Below are 20,733 nucleotides of genomic sequence, written 5' to 3'. Positions count from 1 at the left end.
GTGCCGATCGATGCCGGCTTTGACCCACCTGCCAATTGAAGAGTCGCAGCTCACCAGGCATAAACCGATCAGGCGGAAACCGGCTTCTTCGCCGGCGTGGAAACCTTCATCAGCTGCATCAGGTTGCCGCCCATAATCTTGGCGACGTCCTCCTCCGAGAAGTCGGTGAGTTCGTCGACAAACGAAATGGGATCCTTGAGGCCCTCGGGGTGCGGCCAGTCGGAGCCGAACATCACCCGGTCGGTACCGACCATGTTGACGATCTCGGTGAACCGATCCTCCCAGAACGGTGTGATGTAGACGCAGCGCTTGAATGCCTGGATCGGGTCCTCGCTGAACGACTGCGGCATCTTCTTGTAGACGCCCTTGAGGCCCTTGAACAGGTCCGGCACCCAGTCGGCGCCGTTCTCGATGGACAGGATCCGCAGCTCGGGGTTGCGCGAGAGTGCGCCGTGGCAGACCAGCGCGCCCATGGCGTCCAGGATTGGCCGGTGACCCATCGCGAAGCTGCGGAATGGGGTCGGCTTGAACGGCAGGAACTCGTCGCCCGGCTCCCACACGTTCGCGAACTCGGAGTAACCGCTGTCCGAGGCGTGCATCGACACCGGGATCTCGGCCTGGATGCAGGCCTGCCAGAACGGATCGAACTCCTCGAGGCCGAACGACCGGCTGCCCTTGAAGCCGGGCACCGGCGCCGGGCGGACCAGGACGGTGCGGGCACCGCGCTTGAGACACCACTGCAGTTCCTCGAGCGCTCGGTCGACGATGGGCAGCGTGATGACCGGGGTGGCGAAGATGCGGTCCTGATAGTTAAACGTCCATTGCTCGTGCATCCACTGGTTGAGCGCGTGGATGACGTCGTGGGTCATCTCCGGGTCGTCCTTCATGCGCTCCTCGACCAGGCTGGCCAGAGTGGGAAACATCAGCGCGTAGTCGATGCCCAACTCGTCCATGACCTCGAGCCTCGGGCCGGGTTCGCGGAATGCGGGAATGGCCTTCATCGGCTCGCCCAGGATCTCGCGGTAGGTCTTGCCCTGCGCGCCGTTGCGGAAGTAGTCCTCCTGGGCGCCCGGCTTGGCGACCTTCTCGAACGTCGGGTTGGGGATGTACTCGCTGATGTGGCCGCGCACCACGATCTTGGTGCGACCGCGCACCTGCACGTAGTCGATGACGTTCTTGCGGTTGTCGGGGAGGAACTTGGTCAGCGCCTCCTGCGGCTCGTACATATGGTTGTCGGCGTCGAAGACGGGAAAGGGCAGCTCGCGAGACGGCATGGCGATCTCCTTCGAGGACTCAATTCTCGGCGAATGGTAATGACGTTACCTCTCGGGCAACGACATTCACAGAGCTAGGTGTCTGACCGCAGACCTTTGGGTGTCGCGCCGTTGATGATCGCGAAATTCACGGTCGCCGTCGCGGCGAGCTCGTCACCGTCGCCGTAGATGTCGATTTGCATGACCATCGCCCGGCGCCCGGAGCGCAGCATGCGCGGCACGGCGAGCGCCGAGCCCTGCCGGATCGGCCGCAGGTAGCGGACGAAGAGGTCGGCCGTCGTCATCGTAGTGCCGGGCTCCAGGAAGTCCAGCCCGTATTGCCCGCCGGCCACGTCGACCAGCGTGGCGATCAGGCCGCCCTGCAGCGCGCCGGAGGTGTTCACCACGTTAGGGCTGACCGGCATGGTCATCGCGAATTCGCCGTCGCGGGTGGCCGCTCGCAAGCCAATCTGGGCGAACAGCTCGCCGAGCGAGGGCGTGGTCGACTTGTCCCGCTCGTCGCGGATGCCGAGGGCACGCGCGGCGAACTCGTAGAGCTGGCCGGCGTTGATTGGTGTCCCGTTCAATTCGCTTCCCAGCCAATGCAATCGCTGCGCGTTGACCACGGTCTGCAGGATGATCGCGGCGCTCGCCCCGACGTCGAGTGCGGGGTTGAACACCCCCTCGGTGATGCCCTGCCCCACGACGTCGCGGATCAGTTGATGCAGCGGGGAAAGGACCCGCGCGTATTCGCGGGGACGGGTCTCGGCGAGGTGCTGGTTGTACAGGGTCAGCGCCCGGTTCAGGCTGTCCTGGGTGGAGGATTCGGGCTGCTGACAGACGCGATCGATGACCAGCTTCAGCGCCGACGTGCTGTCCAGGCCGGCGATCTCGGCGCGCCAGGCCTGGGCCGATTGCACCATCGTGCGGTCCAGCAGGTCGAGCAGCAATTCGTCCTTGCTGCCGAAGTGTTGGTAGAAAGCCCGCAACGAGGTCTTGGAGCGCGCCACGACCTCCTGCACGGTGAAGTCGGTGCGCCCGGTTTCGCCCAAGATGGCCACCGCGGTCTTGATGAAGCGGTCGCCGCGCGTTACCTCGGCGTCCTCACTGACGTCGGTCATGAGCGCTGTGTCCCCTTCCCGCCGCGCACCGTCTGCGCAGTGAGAACGAGGTTACCGTGATATTGCCCGTCTCGAACCGCGCCGCCCCGAACCGCCCGGCGCCGGGCGGTTCGGCATGGGGGCGCCGGCTAGTCCTGCGGCTCGGCGGATTCCGGCGCGGGGGTGTCTTCGCCGAGCGTCGATTCGGCCGAATCGGCGCCGTCAGTCGTCGGCTTCCTGAATTTGCTGGCGACGAAGGCGCCGCCGCCGACGACGAGGAGGACCGGCCACTCGACGACGGCGACCAGGCCGATCGCGGCCGCGGCGAGCACAGTCCGGGGTCGGATCTTGCCATCCTTGAGACCGGCCCGGAGGTCTTCGGCCGTGACGACAATGCCCTCGGCGATCGCGGTTCCTACCTGGCTTACTGTCGAAACCGCTTGATCGGCAAGCGAATTGGCGGACTTGGTGGTGCGTTCTATCAGCGTCATGATCTTCCCGGGTTCTAATTGTTATCTGCGCTTTAGCCAAATGTTCGCCGTACGTTAGCTTTTCAGATTGTTTAACTAAGCTTCCTAGATCCTCTCGCTACATACGGTGTACGTCACGTGCACACCTCGACTGAGTGTGCTGCGTAAGTCTCCTTTGTCAAGGCCAATCATCGCGAGAGGGCGGTAAAGCACAAATATGGTCATCGAGCCGATTGTCTCGGGGCTTCGTATGGTGGTCGCAGGCGGCGCAGCCGCGGCAGCCGAGCTGCTAGGCGGGGAGCGTCCCCGCCGCCGGTGGTCCGGCAATGGCCGTGGGTGGATTGAGCTGCGTGTACCCGATGCGTCGCGCACGCCCGAGTTCGCGGCCGTGTTGGAAAACGCCTTTATCAGTACCGCGGGTATCACACGCGCTCAAGTGAATTGGCCGCTGTCGCGATTGGTCGTCGACATCGACGAAAACGGGCCGTCCGTCGGGGAGTTGGTCCGCAGGGTCGAGGTGATCGAGCGGATCTACCTCGAGCCGGCCGATGAAGTCGAGGTATTCGGTGACTCCGAGCCGCCCAAGCCGGCCCGCTTGTCCACGATCGATATCCCCGGGGACGGCGAAGAGGTCGTCAACCGGCTGAGCCTGCTGGCGGCCAAGGCCGCGTCGCTGGGCGTGACGACCGTGCTGCAGGTGATGCGGGCACCCCGGTTGCCGCGGGCATTCGCGGCCGCGACCACGTTCGCCGAGGCGCAGCCCGATGTGCGCCGGGTCTTCGAGCGGGCGCTCGGTCGGGCGCGTGCCGACGCCGTGCTTGCGTTGGGAACGGCCGTCACGCAGTCGCTGGGCCACACACCGTCGGTCATCGCCGCCGACATGTTGCTGCGCAGCCTGCGTCTCATCGAAGCGCTCGCGGCGGTGGACGCCTGGAACGAGCACGAACCCCGGCTCGCGGTCAGCGCTAAATGCAAGCCGCAGCCGCAAGCCACGCGTCCGCGGGCGGTGCCAGACACGTCGTCGGAGAACTACGCGCGAGCGGCGACCGCGGCGGGCCTTGCCGGTGCCATCGCGCTCACTGTGAGCGGCGGCGCCGCACTGGCGAGTGAGGCGGTCATCGTCGCCGCGCCACGGGCGTTGAACTACGCCCGCGAGTCGTTCGCCACCACGTTCTGCGCCGGGTTGAACCGGCACCATCACACCCTGGTGCTGCGGCCGGACGCGCTGCGCCGGCTCGACGGGGTCGATGTGCTGATCATCGACCCCGCGGTGCTGATCGGCGAAACCCTGCGTGTCGCCGAGATCAGCGGCGTCGACGGGGAACTGCGCACCAAGGTGTGGCAGTGCGCCCAAACCGATGTCAACGCCGGGCTGCTCGAGCCCGGAGTCCACAGCGGGTGCTCGCTGTCCCCGGCGCACCAGCTGCCCGAGCTGCGTGACCTGGAGGTCGTGGTGGCGCGCAGCGCCGACCCCTTCGCCGAACCGCTGATCGCCGCGGCCCGCTCCGCTGAGCTGCGACTCGTCTCGGTGGATCGGGCCGACCCCGGCCACCTGCGCGGGACGTTCGACGAACTCGTCCCCGTCGGCGACGACGTCGATCTCGCGGTCACCGACGCGGTGCGGCGCTTGCAGTCGGACGGCCGGATCGTCGCCGTCGTGGGTCGCGACCTGCCGCAGGCGTTCGCGGCCGCGGATCTGGCGATGGCCGTCTGGTCGAACGACAAAGCGCCCGCGTGGTCGGCGGACGTCCTGATGCCGAATCTGAAGGTGGCCTGCCGCATCGTCGACGCCATACCCGCGGCGAAGTCGGCGGCCCGGCGCGGCGTCGAATTGGCCGCCGCCGGAACCGTTCTCGGGGCGCTGACGCTGCTGCCGGGCGTCCGGGCCGCAGGTGTGCGACCGAGTATCGCGGCGGCCGCGCTGGCGCTGATCCCCGGCTATGTGATCGCGCGCGGCGTGACCATGCAAGCCGATCCGGCTGCCGCCGCGGACACCGAGTGGCATGCGCTGGACGTCGATCAGGCGCAGGAGCACCTCCGGCTGCTTAGGCCGGATCTCGCCAGCAGCCCAGCCGTTGTGGCGCCCCAGTTGCCGCAGTCGCGGACGCGGGCGTTGGCGAGAGCCTTCGCGGACAACAGCAAAGACATCGTCGGGGCGATGTGGCACGAGATGCAGGACCCGCTCACCCCGATCCTGGCCACCGGGGCCATGGCGAGCGCGCTCGTCGGTTCGCCGATGGACGGAATTCTCGTCGGGATTGTTCTCCTGGGCAGCGCCGGCATTGCCGCGGGGCAGCGACTCAGCTCGGACCGCCAGCTGAACAAGATGCTCAGCGCCCAGACGCCGCTGGCGCGGGTCAGCACCGGTCCCGATCAGTTCGAGATGGCGGAAATCGAGCAGTTGACGGTGGGCGCCATCATCGAAGTGCGGGCCGGCGAGGTCATCCCCGCCGACGCACGTGTGTTGAGCGCGGTCGCCGTCGAGGTCGACGAATCGTCGCTCACCGGCGAATCACTGCCGGTGACCAAGCACCCCGACCCGACACCGGGGCGCGCGCTGGCCGAACGGTCCTGCATGATCTACGAGGGCTCGACCGTGCTCAGCGGTGTATGCCGCGCGATCGTTGTCGCGGTCGGTGACGCGACGGCCGGCGGGCGGGCCATGGCGCTGGCACCCAAGCGGCGCGACGAGGTGGGCCTGCACGCCCAGCTGGCGGGGGTGACCGCGAAGGTGCTGCCTTGGACCATGACCGGCGGCGCGGGCGTGGTACTGACCGCATTGCTGCGGGGCTCGGGCATCAAGGAGGCCGTCACCAGCGGTGTCTACTGCGCGGTCGCCGCGGTACCCGAGGGCCTGCCGCTGGTGGCGACCCTGGCCCAGCGCGAAGCGGCACGGCGACTGACAGAGCGCAATGTTCTTGTGCGGGCGCCACGCTCGGTCGAGACGCTCGGCCGCGTCGAGGTCGTCTGCTTCGACAAGACCGGGACGCTGAGCGAGAACCGGCTAGTGGTCACCGACATCTCCCCGCAGCCGGGCTTCGACGAAGAACTGATCCTCGAGCGCGCGGCGCTGGCGACGCCGGTGGCGGTCAGCGAGCACGCTCCGCTGCAGGCCACCGACGCCGCCGTCGTCAACAAGGCCGGCAACCAGCCTAAGCGGGACCGCGAGCTGCCGTTCCGCGCGGGCCGGGCGTACGCGGCCGGGCTGGACGGCGACACGCTCGCCGTGAAGGGTGGACCCGAGATTGTCCTGTCGGCGTGTGTGGAGGGTGAGGACGACGCCACTCGCGAGACGCTGCTGGCTCACGTGCACGACATGGCCACCCGCGGCCTTCGGGTGATCGCGGTCGCCGAACGCAAGGTGACCGAAGACGAGCTCGCGATCGCTCAGGACAAGGGCCTGGAACCGCTGTGCGGCAAAGGATTACGCCTGCTTGGCTTCCTCGGCATCACCGACACACCGCGGCCGGATGCCAGAGAATTGCTACTCGGGCTGGCCAAGCGCGACATCGGCGTTCGGGTCATCACGGGTGACCATCCGGCCACCGCCCGTGCGATCGCCCGTCAGATCGGCCTCGACGTCTCCGAAGACTCCATCATCACGGGAGCCCGCTGGGAGCGGTTGTCGATCGCCGAACGCGCCGAGGTCGTCAAGACCAACGTCATCTATGCGCGGATGAGCCCCGAGCAGAAGGTCCAGATCGTCCAGCAGATCAGCAATTCCGGCGTCGTCACCGCAATGGTCGGCGACGGCGCCAACGATGCCGCCGCGATCCGCGCCGCGGCGGTCGGGGTCGGCGTGTCCTCGCACGGCAGCGACCCGGCCCGCGGCGCCGCCGACGTGGTGCTGACCGAAGGGCGAGTCGGAAGTCTGCTGGAGGCGATCGAGGAGGGGCACCGGCTGTGGCAGCAGGCGCAGGCCGCGGTCGCTATGTTGCTGGGCGGTAATGCCGGCGAAATCGCCTTCAACATGTACGGAACGATGGTGCGAGGTGTGGCGCCGCTGACCGCCCGGCAGATCCTGCTGGTGAACATCCTGACCGACGTCTTCCCCACGACGGCCGTGGCGGTGAGCGCCGTTCGCAACATGCGACCTCCGTCAGAGCGCGGGATCAACATGAACGACCTCTCACACACGGTTGCCATCCGCGGGGCGGCGACGACCATTGGTGCCAGCGCCTCGTGGAGCATGGCCACCTTCACCCGGGCCAATCCGCAGCGCGCGGCGACGGTCGGTCTGGTGGGCCTCGTTACCACGCAGCTCGGCCAAACGCTGCTGGAATCGCGGGATCCGCTCGTCATCAGCACCGTCGCTGGGACTTTCCTCGCAATGGGTGCCTTGATCACGACTCCGGGCCTCAGCCAACTCGTCGGCTGCGTGCCATTGGGTCCGTTGGGGTGGATCGAAGGCGTCGCCCCGGCCGTCGGTCTGACCGTGCTCACCGCCGCCAAGCCCGACTTCTTGTTGCGGATGGCGTCGGTGATCGGCAAGCGCGTGACGAAATACGGGGCGAACGCCGACCGCGCGTTGGCCAATGCGGTCGAGGCGGTTCACGCCTGGGCGCAGGAACTCCCCGGCGTGGCCGACGGCGAAGATGCCGACCGGAACCGGGCGCCTCAACTCGAACTCACCCCTGCCGGCTGAACCGACCACAACAGAGAGAGACGGATATGACCATGGTGAACGAAGGCTCGGACAAGCTGCGCGACGAGCTCCACGAGGAGCTGCATGACGAGTTGCATGACGAGTTGCATGACGAGTTGCACGACGAGCTCCACGAAGAACTGCAGGAAGAACTTGCCGCTGGGCCGACTTTCGCCCAACGATGGGCCGCGTATGCCGAGGCGCACCCGAACTCCAAGCGCGCCCGCACCCTGCAGACGTTGCGGGAGTTGGAAGACCGCGCGATCGAACTGCCGCTGATCGGGAAGTTTCACCGGCCCGACAAGCACGATGTCGTCTATGTCGCGGGCCTGGCGGCACTGCTGGTGGTCGGAGCCGTCGAGCTGCCGATTGCCCTCGTCGTGCTGGGCGGACATGTGCTGGTCAAGCAGCACTCCAGCCGTTCCCTGGCGGCGGTCGGCGAAGTCATGGAAGACGTCTTCGGCCACCACGTCTAAAACGGATATGTTCGATACTAGGGCGCGGGTCCGACAACTCTCGGAATTGCCGACGCTCAGCCGCCTCGGGCCTGGATCATCGCCGATCGATTGACCTTGGTCGCCGCCGTGCGGGGGATGGCGTCGACGAACTCGACCGTCTTGGGCGCCTTGTACGGCGCAAGCCGGTTCTTGGCGTACTCGATCACGTGATGCTCGGCCAGCGATGCCCCCTCGGCGCGCTGCACCACCGCATGCGCCCGGCGTCCCCACCGCTCGTCCGCGAGTCCGATGACGACGACGTCGGCGATGTCGGGGTGACCGGCAAGCGCCGACTCCACTTCGGCGGGAAAGACATTGGCGCCGCCACTGACGATCATGTCGACCCGGCGGTCGACGATGTAGAGGAAGCCGTCCTCGTCGAGGTGGCCGATGTCGCCGGCGGAGCGAAAGCCGTCCTCGGTCGACGGCAACGGCGACGCCCCGCCCAGGTAGCGATAGCCAGCGCTCATCATCGAGCGCAGGTAGATCTCCCCGTGTACGCCGGGACCGACGGGGTTCTTGTCGGCGTCCAGGATCAGGATCTCGGTGTCCCGGAAGCCGCGCCCGACGCTGCCGGGATGCGACAGCCACTCGTCGCCGCGCAGTGCGGTGAGCCCCAGATTCTCCGTCATGCCGTAAGCCGTCACGATCTGCTCGGGGCTGAGCAATTCGAACCACGTGTGCAGCAGCGACGGCGGCATCACCGCGGCGCCCTGCAGGATGAACACGACGCTGGAGAAATCGCGCTGCCGGATGTCGGGCAGGGCCGCGATGCGCGCCAGCATCGTGGGCGTGGCCGTGAAGTTGGTGATCCGGTAGCGCTCGATGGAGTCGACGAACACTGCCGCATCGAACTTTTCCAGGATCACCAGATGGTCGCCGCTGAGCAGCATCAGCAACGTCGCGAATCCGTTGGTGTGATACATCGGCGCGGGCACCAGAATGATCTGCGGTTTGGCCACGGGTGTCCAGTTGGCCAGAAACGGTTCGCCGTGCTGGGGGATCCACAGCGAGGGAGCCAGATTGAGGATCACCTTGGGCACACCAGTGGAACCGCTGCTGCAGATCCCGTTCGCGGTCGGGGACACGGCCTCCGGCAGTGGATCCTGCGACTCGGCTGCCGCGCGCGCGTCGAGTTCCCAACGGCTGTCCTCGTCGACGACGACGGCGGGATTGATCACCCCGCGCACCCGCTCCCGCTCCCATTCAGGCAGATCCCAGTGCATGGGAATCGGGACCGCGCCGATCTTCCAGCACCCGAGCGTGGCCAGCACCAGGTGGTGGGAGTTCGGGATAGCAAGCGCCACCAGCGAACCCGTCTCGGCGCCGGCGGCGGCCAGCGCCCGCCCCCATTGGTTGGCGCGGGCCTCGAGCTCGCCGAAGGTCAGGGTCTGCGCCGTGCCGTCGAGCGCGACGACGGTGACCGCCGCCGTGTCGGGCAGCTCCGCGGCGAGCTCTTGAAGCTTGCGCCCGAACGGGATTCCGTCTTCGAACGGGTCGGGCGTCACCTCGGCCCCGACGGACTGAGTGGTCACGCTGATACCGGCTCGGTGAACAGCGTCTCCAGGTGGCCGTCGCGCACATCGGAGATCAGCCGCAGGCCCAGCGCTTCGGCGCCCAGCGGCAACCGGATCAGGGGCTGGGTGTGCCGATCGAGCACGCTGACATCGGACTCGTCGCAGAACCCGAGGGCCCCGAGCAGTTGGTGCGACGTGCGCAGCACCTGTCGTGCGGTGTCGGTGGCCTTGAACCGCAGTACTAGCGCATCGGCCGAATGCACCTGGACGGGCAGGGATTCCGGCCGGCAGATGGTGTACTTCGCGAGTTCGTACAGCCCGCGCACCGCCACGGCGGCGTCCGCGACGGCGAACCTGACGGACTGGAAGTCGGCCAGCGGCTTGCCGAATTGGATCCGGGATTGCACGTGTGCGGTGACGATCCGCAGCGACTGCTGCATCGCTCCCAGAATCCGCCATGATCCCAGCACAAGATGAAGATTAACGTCGGCCGCCGGTACGGTTCCATCGGGTCCGCTCAGGGTGGCCGGAACCAGGAACGGCCCCAGTTTGGCCGCGGTGCGCGACCCCGGCTGCGGGTGGTAGCGGGTGCCGTCGAGATCGGCGGCGACCCACTCACCGGGCAGGTCACCGTGATCGATGCGGGGCGCGTCGGGATCGACCAACGTCAACCGGGCGCCATCGATCGCCAGCAGCTCCTCCACGAGGGGGTAGGGCAGCACGTTCGCGCCGGCGGTCTGACACAGCACGGCGGCGGCCAGCAGGTCGTCGAGCCCGGAGCGGACGTCGAGCTCGAACGCGCCCAGCTCGTTCAGCGCCGAGCGTGCGGCGTCCCGGATGCTGTCGTCGGCCTCGGCACGCAGCGCGGCCTGCGGCCCGCCCAGCCGGCCCAGTCGCTTGGCGGCGGCCGCCGCGAAGTCGGTGATGTCCTGTGGCAGAGTCGGTTTCATCGATGTTCTCCCAACGCGTCGCGCGCCACCAGCATGCGCTGGACTTCGATGGTGCCCGACGCCACGGTCGCCGCCTGCGCGTAGCGCCAATGGTCTTCGATCGCGCCGTGCAGCGCCGCGGCGGCCCCGCTGTCCAGCGCGGTCGGCCCTAGCACGTCGAACAGCAGCTCGGCCACCTGCTGATCGCAGGTGGTGGTGGCGATGCGCGCGGCGCTGGCGGCCGCCCCAGCGGCCGGGTCGTCCTGCAGCGACACGGCGCGATACGCCAGCAGGCGAGCCACCCGCAGGTCGACGAGCGCGCGCACCCAACGGGCGCGGATGGTTTCGGGCAGTCGGTCCCAGTCGTCGCCGAGCTGCTTTTGCATCCGGTCCAGTAGCGATTCGCAACGCGCGTACCGCGCGATGCCGACCCGCTCGAACGCCAGTGCCTCCCGCATCACCCGCCAGCCGTCGCCCGGTTCGCCGAGCACGTCGCCGGGCAACGCCTCCACATCGTCGAGGAACATCTCGTTGAGGTGATGCGGCCCCAGCATCGACGGGATCTGTCGCACCGTGAAACCGGCCCGGTCCATCGGGAGCAGAAACAGCGTGAGCCGCTGATGTTTCGGGGCGTTGGGGTCGGTGCAGGCCGCGAGCACGCACCAGGACGCCATCTGAGCGTACGAGGTCCACACCTTCTGACCGGTGATCCGCCACCCCTGACCACCCGAGCCGTCAGGTACCGCGCGGGTGCGCAACGAGACCAGGTCTGTTCCGGCCTCCGGCTCGGAGAAGCCCTGGCACCAGATCACGTCGCCGGAGGCGATCGCGCCGAGGTGCTTGGCCTTCTGCTCGTCGGTCCCGTACCGCATCAGGGCGGGCCCGACCCAGTTGATGCCCATGTACTGCGGGCCGCGCGGCTCGTGTTGCGCCCACATCTCCTCGCGCAGCACGGTCTGCTGCCAGACCGAACCACCGCCGCCCCCATGCTCTTTCGGCCAGGCCAGGGCCAACAGGCCCTCGGTGGCGAGCAGCTTGCAGAACGTCTCGGTGGTGGCGAGGTCTTGCGGGTCCTCGGTGCAGGCACCCAGGAAGTCGGCGGGTACATGCTGGGATATCAACTCCCGCAGGCGGTGTCGCAGTTCGACGGCATCCTCGCCGAGGTCGTAGTCCATCGTCATCCCTTCGGCAGCCCGAGCAGCCGCTCGGCGATGATGTTGCGCTGGACCTCCGACGTCCCGCCGTAGATGGTCGCGGCCAGCGCGTCCTGGCGCTCGAACAGCAGATCCGGGTCGTTGGTCGAGTGCGGTCCCTGGGCGGCCGCGGCGATCTCCCAAACCCGTTGCAGCGTAATCGATCCCAGTAGCTTCAGAATGTCGCCCTCCGGGCTGGGCCGGCCGGACAGTTCATTGTCCAGCGAGCGGTACCCGGTGGCCCGCAGGGCTTCGGCGTCGGCGAGCAACGACCCCAGCTCGGTGTGTAGATCTGTGTTGCCGGTTTGGCCGGCGCTGCGCACCGCATCGAGCCCGCGTTTGATCTCGACCCAGTTCATCACCCAGATCATCTGGCGTTCATGGTGCAATGAGGTCAGCGCGACGTTCCACCCGCCGTTGAGCGGTCCCAGCAGATTGTCCGCGGGCACCGCGACGTCGTCGAGGAAGACTTCGCAGAACGTCTCGTCGGAGATCGAGGACATGCGAATCGGTTCGATGCGCACGCCGGGAGCGGTCAGATCCAGGATCAGGCAGGAGATGCCGCGATGCTTGGGCGCGTCGGGATCGGTGCGCGCATACAAAGTGCACCAACGGGATTCGTGTGCCTGGGTGGTCCAGATCTTGTGGCCGTTGACGCGAAACACGTCTCCGTCGCGCTCGGCCCGGGTGCGCAGGCCGGCGAAGTCCGATCCGGCTTCCGGTTCGGACATGCCCAGCGCCCACCATTCGTCGCCGCGCAGCACTGGCACCAGCAGCCGCTCGATCTGGGAGGGAGTGCCGAACTGGCGGATGCCGGGGGCGGCCACCCCGGGGCCCTGGACATTGGGCAGCTTGGGCGCCGACCGCAGCGCACCCTCGATCCGGATTTCCAGCGCGTCGCGCAGGCCGAGCGAGCGCCCGCCGTGCTCGCGGGGCCAGGTGGGCTGGAGCCAGCCGGCCTCGAAGGCGGCGCGCTGGTGGTCGCGGCGCAGCGCGATGTCCCAGCGGTATCGGTGGTAGTTGTCGTAGTAGTCGTTCGGCAGGAAGTGGGCCAGCCAGGCCGCGTACTCGGCGACGACCTCGGGCGTCGTGGCGGTGGTCGTCATGCGGCCCCTCCGGTGAAGCCGGCCGCGAAGCGATGGCCCACCTCGTGGTAGAGGGCGCGACTGTCGCCCAGCAGGGTTGCGCCCTGCCACGCGTGCCGGACGTAGAGGTGGGCGTCGTGCTCCCAAGTCTGGCCGAGCGCGCCGTGCACCTGGACCGCGGTGCGCGCGCAGTTGGTGGCGGCATCCCCGGCCGCGGCCTTGGCCAGCGCGGCGGCGGTCCACCCGTCGGCTGCGCCGAGCCGCGCGGTGGCCGCGTAGGTCAGGCTCCGGGCGCGCTCGATGCCGACGTAGTTGTCGGCCAGCGCGTGCTTGATCCCCTGAAACGCGCCGATCGGCGAGCCGAACTGCCGTCGCGATTTCGCGTGCTCGACCGAGCGGTGCAGGGCGGCGGTGGCCGTGCCGACCAGCTCGGCGGCCGCGGCCACCAGCGGAGCCGTCAACGCCGCGTCGATGTCGACTGGCACGACGACCAATGGCTCGGCGTCGATTTCGGCATCGGCGGTCGGTTGGGCCGGATCGGTCGACTCACGCGGTGAGACGGTTACTCCGTCGCCGCAGCGCAGCACCGCGGCCGCCGGCCCGTCCTCCGTGATGGCGAGCGTGACGAGCAGTTCGGCTCGCGTGAGGTGGGGCACCGCGACCGCGCGTCCACGTAGCCGGCCGTCCCGCAGCGTCGTCGTCGCACCGGGTAACCGGGAGCCCGGGCCGTGCGCGGCCAGGGTGGCGACCATCCCGGCGGCGATGTCGGCGAGCACGGGTTCGGCGGCCGGTCCGGCGGCCCGCAACACCCCCGCGGCCAATCCGACGCTGCTGAGCAATGGGATGGGCGCCAGCGCGGCGCCGCACTCCTCGAGCACCAGCGTCAACTCCACGGGGCCGAACTCGCCGTCGGCGTCAGGCGCCGCGAGCTCCGTCCAGCCCAGGTCGACAACCGTCTTCCACAGTGCGCGCCAGCGCTCGGGATCGCTGATCGCTTGGTGGGCGGCGTCGGGCGGACATTCGGTGCGCAGAACGTCGCGCGCGGTGTCCCGCAGCGACAGCTGCTCCGAAGTTAATCCGACATCCATAAGAGCCCTAACATAGCAAAGATAGTAAACTAGCGATCCGGGCGCAATCGCGCTGGAGAGCAACGTCACCTCACGCATAGGCGGGCGCATGGTCGAGTGGTATCTGTTTCTGCCGCAGGTGCGGTTGGCCGCAGCTGACATCACCGAGCGGGCGCGGCGCGCCGAGGCCAGCGGCTTCACCGGGATCGCGTTCATCGATCACCTCGAAGCGCCCGGGCTGCCGAGCGAAAGCATCTGGGAGGCAATGGCTATCGCCACCTGGGTGGCGGCCAAGACGGAGAGCTTGCGCATCGGCCACCTGGTGTTGTGTGACGCCTTCCGACATCCCGCCGTGCTCGCCAAGCAGGCCGTCACCTTGTCGGACGCGTCGGAAGGCCGATTCGATCTCGGCCTGGGGTCGGGGTCCTGGCCCGCGGAATTCACCAGATTCGAAGTCGGCCAGCTTGATCCGGTAGTGCGCGTGCAGCAGCTGGGCCGGCACCTCTCGTTGTTGCGGCAGTACTGGGGCGACGACGCCGCGGAGGGCGCGGCGATTCAGCTACCCAAACGAAATCATCCGATACCGCTGGTTCTGGGTGGCAGCGGGCGCCGCATGATGGAACTGGTTCGCAATCATGCGGATTGGTGGAATCTGCAGGCGAACCACCTCGATCGGTTGCCGAAGCTGGCCCCGGAGGCGGGTAACGCCCGGGTGTCGGTTCAGCAGATGATCGGCTTCGCGCGGTCGGGCGACGATCCGGACACGGTGCGCGAGGTGAGCACGCGGCGGTTCGGCAACCTGGGCCCCGGGCTGGTCTGCGGCGACGCCGACGGGTTGATCGCGCACTTCGCCGGCCTGGCCGCCCACGGGGTCGAGCGCTTCTACGTGTGGTTCGCCGATTTCGCCGCCCCGGAGTCGCTGCACGAGTTCGGGGAGTCGGTGATCAAGCCGTTCCCTGCCGGCGGCGCCGGACCTCGGTAGGGACGACGGGCGGCCGGGCATACGGGCCGCGCCGCACCGCGGACAGCCGGATCTCCGGCAGATCGACCGACGGGTCCACGGTGTCCAGCCAGGCGACCGCGTGGGCGACGTCGGAGATCTGAATGGCGTACATCTCGAAGGGAACATCTTGCAGCATCTCGGTTTCCACCGGACCCGGGGTGACGATATGCACGGCGATGCCGTCCCGGTCGACTTCGAGCGCCAACGCGCGGGCGAAGGCGTTCATGCCGGCCTTCGACGCGGAGTAGGCGGTGCGGGCCATCATCGGCTCGTGGGCGGCCGACGACGAGATGAACACGAACCGCGATCCGGCGCGCATCCGCGGCAGCACCGCGGCGGTCACCACGAAGCACGAGTCCAGGTTGGCCGAGATGATCGTCTGCCACTGCTGGAATGTCTGTTTGCGCGCATATGTCCCGCCCAGGGTGCCCGCGGCGTGCACGACCAGGTCGATGCTCTCCAAACCGGCTATCGCGGAGCCGAATTCGTCTGGATCCGATGCGTCGGCCACGAGGTAGCGAGCCCCGATCTGCTCGGCGGCCGCGCGCAGCGGCGCTTCGCGGCGCGCTGCCAGCACCACGTCGTAGCCCAGTTCGGACAGCTTGGCGGCGCATCCTTTTCCGATCCCACCGCTGCCGCCGGTGACCAATGCGGTTCGCCTGGACGTGACGAACTCCTAGCGCCGGATGCCGGGCGGTCGCCGGCCCGATCGGGAAAGGGCCTGCGGCGAAAGCGCATAGATCCGTTGCGTGGGCCCGCCGGACAGCACGTAGGTCTGTGTGTCGGCGAGATGACGCCCGGCGATGCGCCGGGCTCGGTCGACGTCGCCCTCGGCAATCATCTCAGCGAGCTTGATATGGGTGTTCAGCACCGCACGGCGCTGGGTCAGCGAGGGGTAGGTGCCGCGCGCGGCGCTCTCGTCCGCCCATTGGCGTTCGTGGCTGGTCCACAGCGTCTCCAGGCTGCCGACCACCGCGATGATGGTGTGGTTGCCGCAACCCCGGACGATCAGATCGTGGAATTCACGGCCGATTTCGGTGAAAAGCCGCCCGTCTTCCAGGTTTTCGGCCATGGAGTCGTTGATTTGCTTGAGTTCGGGCACCAGGGTGTTCGCGCGGTCGGGCCGTTGGGCCGCCAGGGCGGCGCAGGCCGGCTCGAGTTCCTGCAGCGCCATGCCCAGATCGCCGATCTCGACGGATTCGCTCTGCAGCAGCAGGCCCAGCATGTAGGCCGCGCTGGTCTTGGCCGGTGCGTGCACCACCGCGCCGCCGCGGTTGCCGCGCCGCACGGAGACCAGGCCCTCGGTTTCCAGGATTCGCAAGGCTTCCCGCAGCGAGACCAGGCTCACGTTGAATTGTTCGACGAGCACCTCCTGCCGGGGCAGCAGGTCGCCGTCGGCGAGCTCGCCGTCGATGATCTGACGGCGCAACTCGTCGGCTACGATTTCAGCGATGCGTGGGGCCGAAAGGCGGCGCCGGGCATCGGGACCAATTCCCAGGGCGGTAGTCCAATCCTCGCGTCGGTACTCGTCTGGCTTAGCTATTTTAGCAGTAATGGTATAAATAGCGCGTTCTGACGATTGCCGGTCGGAAGGGCGGGCGCGAGTGAGCGAGGGATCCGGCAGCCGGCCGACGCCGCTGCACGATTTGCGCGTCGTCGAGATCAGTGACCGGATTTCCGGCAGCTACTGCGGCAAGCTGCTCGTCGATGCCGGGGCGCAGGTGCGCAAAATCGAGCCGCCGCAAGGGGATTGGCTGCGGCGATACACCGCGACCGGCGCGCCGGTCGGCGAGGGGCCCGGATCGCCGTTCTACAGCTACCTCAACGCCGGCAAGCAGAGCATTACCATCGCCGTAGATCCGGAGCGGCTGAGCGCCGAACTGGCCGGGGCCGACGTGATCGTTGTTACGGCCGGCCGGTCGCAGGCCGCGACGCTGGGCATCGATCCGCAGCGGTTGCTGAACGACGCGCCGCGCGCGGTCATCGTCACCATCTCCGATTTCGGCTGGACGGGGCCGTATGCCGACCGGGCGGCCAGTGAGTTCACCCTGCAGGCCTGGGCGGGCTCGCCCGGGTTCCGCGGCGATCCCGCCGGGCCGCCGATCTCGATCGGCGGTGACCTGGGCGAGTACATGGGTGGAGTGTTCGCCGCCTTCGGCGCGCTGGCCGTGCGCCGGCGCGTCGAACACGGCGGGCCCGGCGGGCATCTCGATCTGTCGATGCTCGAGGCGATGACGCTGATGCAAAGCAGCGAATGGCTGCACTCCCAGCTGCTGCGGGTGCCGCCGATCAGCCGCACCACCGAGGTGCCGTCGATCGAGCCTGCCAAGGACGGTTACGTCGGCATCACCATGGTCACCGGTCAACAGTGGCTGGACTTCCTGGCGATGGTCGAGTGCCCGCAGCTCGAAGAGATTGAGCAACTGCGCTTTCAGATCGGTCGCTGGGGCTTCCGCGACCTGATCCGCGAACAGATCGGCCCGTGGCTCGCCGCACGGACCGTCGAGGAGATCGTCGAACTCGGGCAATTGTTCCGCCTGCCGATCGCGGCGCTGGGCAACGGGTCCACCATCCGGGATTCGGAATACGTGCGACAGCGCCGGGTGTTCGTCGACAACCCGGCCGGATTTTCTCAGCCCCGCCCGCCGTGGCTGATGTCGGAGTGCTCGCCCGCACCGGTGCGCGCGACGGCGGAAGGCGGCGCGGATGACCACGAATTTCCTTGGCCGCAGCGCGAACTCGCAACCGAACCGAACTCACCGAGCCGGCCGCTGGAGGGCGTACGCATCGTCGATCTCACCGCCTTTTGGGCCGGCCCGGCCGCGACGCACCTGCTGGGGGCGTTCGGGGCCGACGTGATCAAGGTCGAATCGATCCAGCGTCCCGACGGCATCCGGTATTCGGGCGGGATGCGCAAGGACGTGGACGACTGGTGGGAGTACGGCTGGGTGTTCCACGCGATGAACACCAACAAGCGGTCGGTCACCTTGGATCTGGGCTCCGAGCGGGGCCGCGCCCTGTTCCTCCGGCTGGCGGCCGACGCCGACGTGGTGATCGAGAACTTCTCGCCGCGGGTGATGGATCAATTCGGGCTCACCGCGGACGTGCTGCTGCAGGCCAATCCCGAGCTCGTCGTCGCGCGCATGCCCGCGTTCGGGTTGGACGGTCCGTGGCGCGAGCGCGTCGGGTTCGCGCCGACCATGGAGCAGATTGCCGGGCTGGCCTGGGTGACCGGCCTGCCCGACGGCCCGCCGGTGACGCCGCGCGGCGCGTGCGATCCACTGGCCGGGGTGCACGCCGCCTTCGCCGTGCTGGCCGCGCTCAACTTTGCCGAACGTACCGGCACCGGTCAGCTCGTCGAGCTGCCGATGCTCGAAACGGTGTTGAACGCCACCGCGATTCAGGCGATCGAGTCCGAGGTCTTCGGGATCACGCTTAGCCGCCGCGGCAATCGCGGTTTCGGCGAGGCGATCCAGAACCTCTACCGTTGCGCCGGCGACGACGACTGGATCGCGGTCACCATCCGCGACGATCAACAGTGGGCGGCGCTGGTCGAACTGATGGGCCGGCCGGCCTGGTCTGCGCAGGGTCTGGCCACGGTCGGCGCGCGACGAGAGCGCGCCGACGACATCGATCTGCGGCTGCAGCAATGGTTTGCCGGGCAGCCGCTGGCGGCCACCGTAGAGCGGCTGGCCGCCGTGGGCATTCCGGCGGCGCCCGCATTGTCGCCGTCGCTGGTCACGGAGAATCCGCAGCTGCGCGCGCGGGGATTCTTCGAGACGCTGAACCACTCCAGCATCGGCTCGGCGCGCTACCCCTGCCCGCCGTTCGCGCTGCTCGCCGGCCAGGACAGGTGGCTGCGGCGCCCGCCGCCGAAACTGGGCGAGCACAATGGGGAGGTATTGCGCGATCGCTGCGGGCTGACGGACGAGGAACTCGCCAACCTCGCGACCACCGAGGTGATAGGGACCCGACCCAAGGGTTTATGAGAGTGAGGCAACCGATGCGCGTGACCGTCGACCCGAATCTATGTGAGGCCCAGGGCTTCTGCGAATCGCTCGCCCCCGACGTATTCGAGCTGGGCGACCAGGACGTGGTGCAGATCGCGGAGGGCCCGGTGGCGCCCGACCGCGAGATCGACGTCCGCGCCGCGGTGGAGCAATGTCCCAAGGCCGCGCTGCGCATCCAGGAGTGACTCAGCACCAGCGAAAAGGAGGCGTTGATGTCGTCGCGAGACATGGCGAAGTACGCGGCGATGCGGCCCTACTTCGAACTGGTCATCGGTTCACTCGACGGATTGGTCGATGGGACCGACTTTTTCGATATCCATGCCGAGGACGTGGTGGTCGAGTACGTCATCACCGTTCCGACTTACCCCAGGCGAATCATCGGGCGCGAGGCGCTGGCCGAGCTGTACTCCGGCTACGGTGATTCGATCGTGCAAAGCGGCAGCAGCGAGGTGTATCGCTACTACGACCCCACAAAGTCCGCGGTAATCCTCGAATACACCATGCATGGCACGGTGCTGAGCACAGGCAGGCCCTATGTAAATCGGTTCATCTCGGTGATCACGATCAAGGACCGCAAGATCGCGCACTGGCGCGACTATCTGGATCCGTTGGCGGTGATGGCCGCGTTCGGCAATACACCGGCGCCGTACTGACTCAGCGCTCGGTCAGCGAGATCGCCATTTCGTCGTAGATCGACATGTTGGTCGTCAGGTTCGGATACGCGACCTTGGCGGGCCCGATCGCGATGTCGCCGCAGCGCAGCAACAGCTCGTCGAGCACCGCACGCAGTTCGGCGCGCGCCAGCATCGCGCCCAGGCAGTGGTGCGCCCCGCCACCGCCGAAAGCGACATGGGGGTTGGGTTGCCGGCCGATGTCAAAGGTGAAGGGGGAGGGGAAGACGTCCTCGTCGCGGTTGGCCGAGCGCAACATCGACACCACGCGGTCGCCCGCGGGAATGCGCTGGCCGTCCATCTGGACGTCGACCTTCGCGGTGCGCGTCCAGTACGCCACGGGCGAGGCCCAGCGCAGCACCTCCTCGACGGCGCTCGACCGCACGGTCTCGTCGTCGCGGTAGCGTTCGATCTGCTCGGGGTTGGCGACCAAGGCCTGCAGCCCGATGGCGAGTGCGTTCTTGGTGGTGTCACTGCCGGCGAACGCCAGCACGAAGAAGAAGAACTCGAGTTCGTTTTCGGGCAGCCGGAATTGCTCGCCGTCGTCGCCGGTGATCACCGCGGTCGCCAGCGTGCTCCAGATGTCGTCGGTGGGATTGCGGCGTTTTTCGGCGGTGAGCTCCATGGCGTAGGTGAACACCTCGGCGAAGAGCTCGAGTTCGACGTGCCCGCTCGGGCGGGTCTCGGGCGCAAGCGCCTTGAGGATGCGGTCGAAGACGTCGAAGATCCGCGGCCGGTCTTCGTCCGGGATGCCGATGATGTCGCCGATCACCGTCATCGGCAGCGCGTCGGCGACGTCGTCGATCCAGTCCCCGCCGCTCTTGGCAAGCAGGCCGTCGATCATCGTGGCGGCCCGTGCCCGAATGCCGGCCTCCAGCTTCGCGATGGCTCGCGGGTTGAACGCGTTCGAGATGAGTTTGCGGCGCTTGTTCAGCTCGGGTGGGTCCAGCGTGATGATCGTCGGGGACGACGAGAACATGGCGACCGGCTGGATCAGTGGGCCGTCGGCGGCGGTGAACGACTCGGTGTCGCGGTGCAGCCGGACCGCGTGCCGGTGTTTGGTGGCGACCCAGAACTGGCGCCGAACGGTGTCGGCGACACCCGGCGTCAGATCGTGGCGGAACAGCGGGTTGTCACGGCGCAGGTCGGCGAATAGATCGTCGGGAAAACCGTTCCGCCACAAGGCGAAATCGGATAGGTCCACCGCAGCAGCAGTCATTTTCAACCTCGCTCGCTCGGTGCTTCGGGGACACCTGGCGGCGCCCGCGTTGACGTTCAATGCCTAAAATAGTA

17 protein-coding genes are annotated in these 20,733 nt (G+C 67.9%); 6 read left to right on the top strand and 11 right to left on the bottom strand.

Annotation, left to right across the window (positions count from 1 at the left end):
* Window positions 1-68 precede the first annotated feature (68 nt).
* The 3 genes from MSG_RS17770 to MSG_RS17760 all read right to left on the bottom strand — a co-directional run bounded on the left by MSG_RS17770 (window position 69) and on the right by MSG_RS17760 (window position 2,844).
* Window positions 69-1,274 carry an amidohydrolase family protein gene (locus tag MSG_RS17770; RefSeq protein ID WP_096441618.1) on the bottom strand — a complete coding sequence of 402 codons (1,206 nt, stop codon included), beginning with the start codon at window positions 1,272-1,274 and terminating at the stop codon, window positions 69-71.
* Window positions 1,275-1,348: 74 nt separating this feature from the next.
* Complete coding sequence (locus MSG_RS17765; protein ID WP_096441616.1) at window positions 1,349-2,374, bottom strand: hotdog fold thioesterase; 1,026 nt, start codon at window positions 2,372-2,374, stop codon at window positions 1,349-1,351.
* A gap of 128 nt (window positions 2,375-2,502) precedes the next feature.
* Complete coding sequence (locus MSG_RS17760) at window positions 2,503-2,844, bottom strand: hypothetical protein (RefSeq protein ID WP_096441614.1); 342 nt, start codon at window positions 2,842-2,844, stop codon at window positions 2,503-2,505.
* Between the two features lie 415 nt (window positions 2,845-3,259).
* Here MSG_RS17760 and MSG_RS17755 point away from each other — a divergent pair, with 415 nt between their 5' ends.
* Window positions 3,260-7,468: a cation-translocating P-type ATPase gene (locus MSG_RS17755; RefSeq protein ID WP_142404498.1), complete on the top strand. Its 4,209-nt coding sequence runs from the start codon at window positions 3,260-3,262 to the stop codon at window positions 7,466-7,468.
* 26 nt (window positions 7,469-7,494) lie between these two features.
* Complete coding sequence (locus MSG_RS17750) at window positions 7,495-7,944, top strand: hypothetical protein (RefSeq protein ID WP_096441610.1); 450 nt, start codon at window positions 7,495-7,497, stop codon at window positions 7,942-7,944.
* 56 nt (window positions 7,945-8,000) lie between these two features.
* Here MSG_RS17750 and MSG_RS17745 read toward each other — a convergent pair whose 3' ends face one another.
* The 5 genes from MSG_RS17745 to MSG_RS17725 are packed head-to-tail and all read right to left on the bottom strand — an operon-like array spanning window position 8,001 to window position 13,777.
* Window positions 8,001-9,500 (bottom strand): class I adenylate-forming enzyme family protein, encoded by a 1,500-nt coding sequence (locus tag MSG_RS17745; RefSeq protein ID WP_096441608.1) that lies wholly within the window; start codon window positions 9,498-9,500, stop codon window positions 8,001-8,003.
* Entirely contained in the window at window positions 9,497-10,432 is a 936-nt protein-coding gene (locus MSG_RS17740) for an acyl-CoA dehydrogenase family protein (protein ID WP_096441606.1), read from the bottom strand. Before MSG_RS17740 ends, MSG_RS17745 begins: the two co-directional genes overlap by 4 nt.
* The gene (locus tag MSG_RS17735) at window positions 10,429-11,586 is read right to left on the bottom strand and encodes an acyl-CoA dehydrogenase family protein (RefSeq protein WP_096441604.1); all 1,158 of its coding nucleotides are present in this window, start codon (window positions 11,584-11,586) and stop codon (window positions 10,429-10,431) included. Before MSG_RS17735 ends, MSG_RS17740 begins: the two co-directional genes overlap by 4 nt.
* Before the next feature lie 2 nt (window positions 11,587-11,588).
* Complete coding sequence (locus MSG_RS17730) at window positions 11,589-12,710, bottom strand: acyl-CoA dehydrogenase family protein (RefSeq protein WP_096441602.1); 1,122 nt, start codon at window positions 12,708-12,710, stop codon at window positions 11,589-11,591.
* Window positions 12,707-13,777, bottom strand: coding sequence for an acyl-CoA dehydrogenase family protein (locus MSG_RS17725; protein ID WP_096441600.1), 1,071 nt, complete (start codon window positions 13,775-13,777; stop codon window positions 12,707-12,709). The genes MSG_RS17730 and MSG_RS17725 overlap by 4 nt, the downstream gene beginning before the upstream one ends.
* A gap of 88 nt (window positions 13,778-13,865) precedes the next feature.
* Between MSG_RS17725 and MSG_RS17720 the strand changes: the two genes are divergently transcribed.
* Window positions 13,866-14,738 (top strand): LLM class flavin-dependent oxidoreductase, encoded by an 873-nt coding sequence (locus MSG_RS17720; RefSeq protein ID WP_096441598.1) that lies wholly within the window; start codon window positions 13,866-13,868, stop codon window positions 14,736-14,738.
* On the opposite strand, the gene MSG_RS17715 is transcribed toward MSG_RS17720, so the two are convergent.
* Together MSG_RS17715 and MSG_RS17710 are read right to left on the bottom strand one after the other, a co-directional pair.
* Window positions 14,701-15,408, bottom strand: coding sequence for an SDR family oxidoreductase (locus MSG_RS17715; protein ID WP_096441596.1), 708 nt, complete (start codon window positions 15,406-15,408; stop codon window positions 14,701-14,703). The genes MSG_RS17720 and MSG_RS17715 overlap by 38 nt on opposite strands.
* Window positions 15,409-15,435: 27 nt before the next feature.
* The gene (locus MSG_RS17710) at window positions 15,436-16,302 is read right to left on the bottom strand and encodes a FadR/GntR family transcriptional regulator (protein ID WP_096441594.1); all 867 of its coding nucleotides are present in this window, start codon (window positions 16,300-16,302) and stop codon (window positions 15,436-15,438) included.
* Window positions 16,303-16,363: 61 nt separating this feature from the next.
* Here MSG_RS17710 and MSG_RS17705 point away from each other — a divergent pair, with 61 nt between their 5' ends.
* Genes MSG_RS17705 through MSG_RS17695 form a run of 3 tightly spaced genes read left to right on the top strand, consistent with a single transcriptional unit; the run spans window position 16,364 to window position 19,422 of the window.
* A complete protein-coding gene (locus MSG_RS17705) occupies window positions 16,364-18,748 on the top strand; it encodes a CaiB/BaiF CoA-transferase family protein (RefSeq protein ID WP_096441592.1) in 2,385 nt (794 codons plus the stop codon).
* Between the two features lie 14 nt (window positions 18,749-18,762).
* Entirely contained in the window at window positions 18,763-18,954 is a 192-nt protein-coding gene (locus MSG_RS17700) for a ferredoxin (protein WP_096444636.1), read from the top strand.
* A 27-nt stretch (window positions 18,955-18,981) separates the two neighbouring features.
* A complete protein-coding gene (locus MSG_RS17695) occupies window positions 18,982-19,422 on the top strand; it encodes a nuclear transport factor 2 family protein (RefSeq protein WP_096441590.1) in 441 nt (146 codons plus the stop codon).
* A 1-nt stretch (window position 19,423) separates the two neighbouring features.
* Here MSG_RS17695 and MSG_RS17690 read toward each other — a convergent pair whose 3' ends face one another.
* Window positions 19,424-20,719: a cytochrome P450 gene (locus MSG_RS17690; RefSeq protein WP_373421176.1), complete on the bottom strand. Its 1,296-nt coding sequence runs from the start codon at window positions 20,717-20,719 to the stop codon at window positions 19,424-19,426.
* Window positions 20,720-20,733 lie beyond the last annotated feature (14 nt).

The organism is Mycobacterium shigaense, from assembly GCF_002356315.1.
GTDB classification, from domain to species: Bacteria; Actinomycetota; Actinomycetes; order Mycobacteriales; family Mycobacteriaceae; genus Mycobacterium; species Mycobacterium shigaense.
The sequence above is the reverse complement of the archived record's forward strand: the minus strand, read 5'-3'. Positions and strand labels throughout refer to the sequence as shown.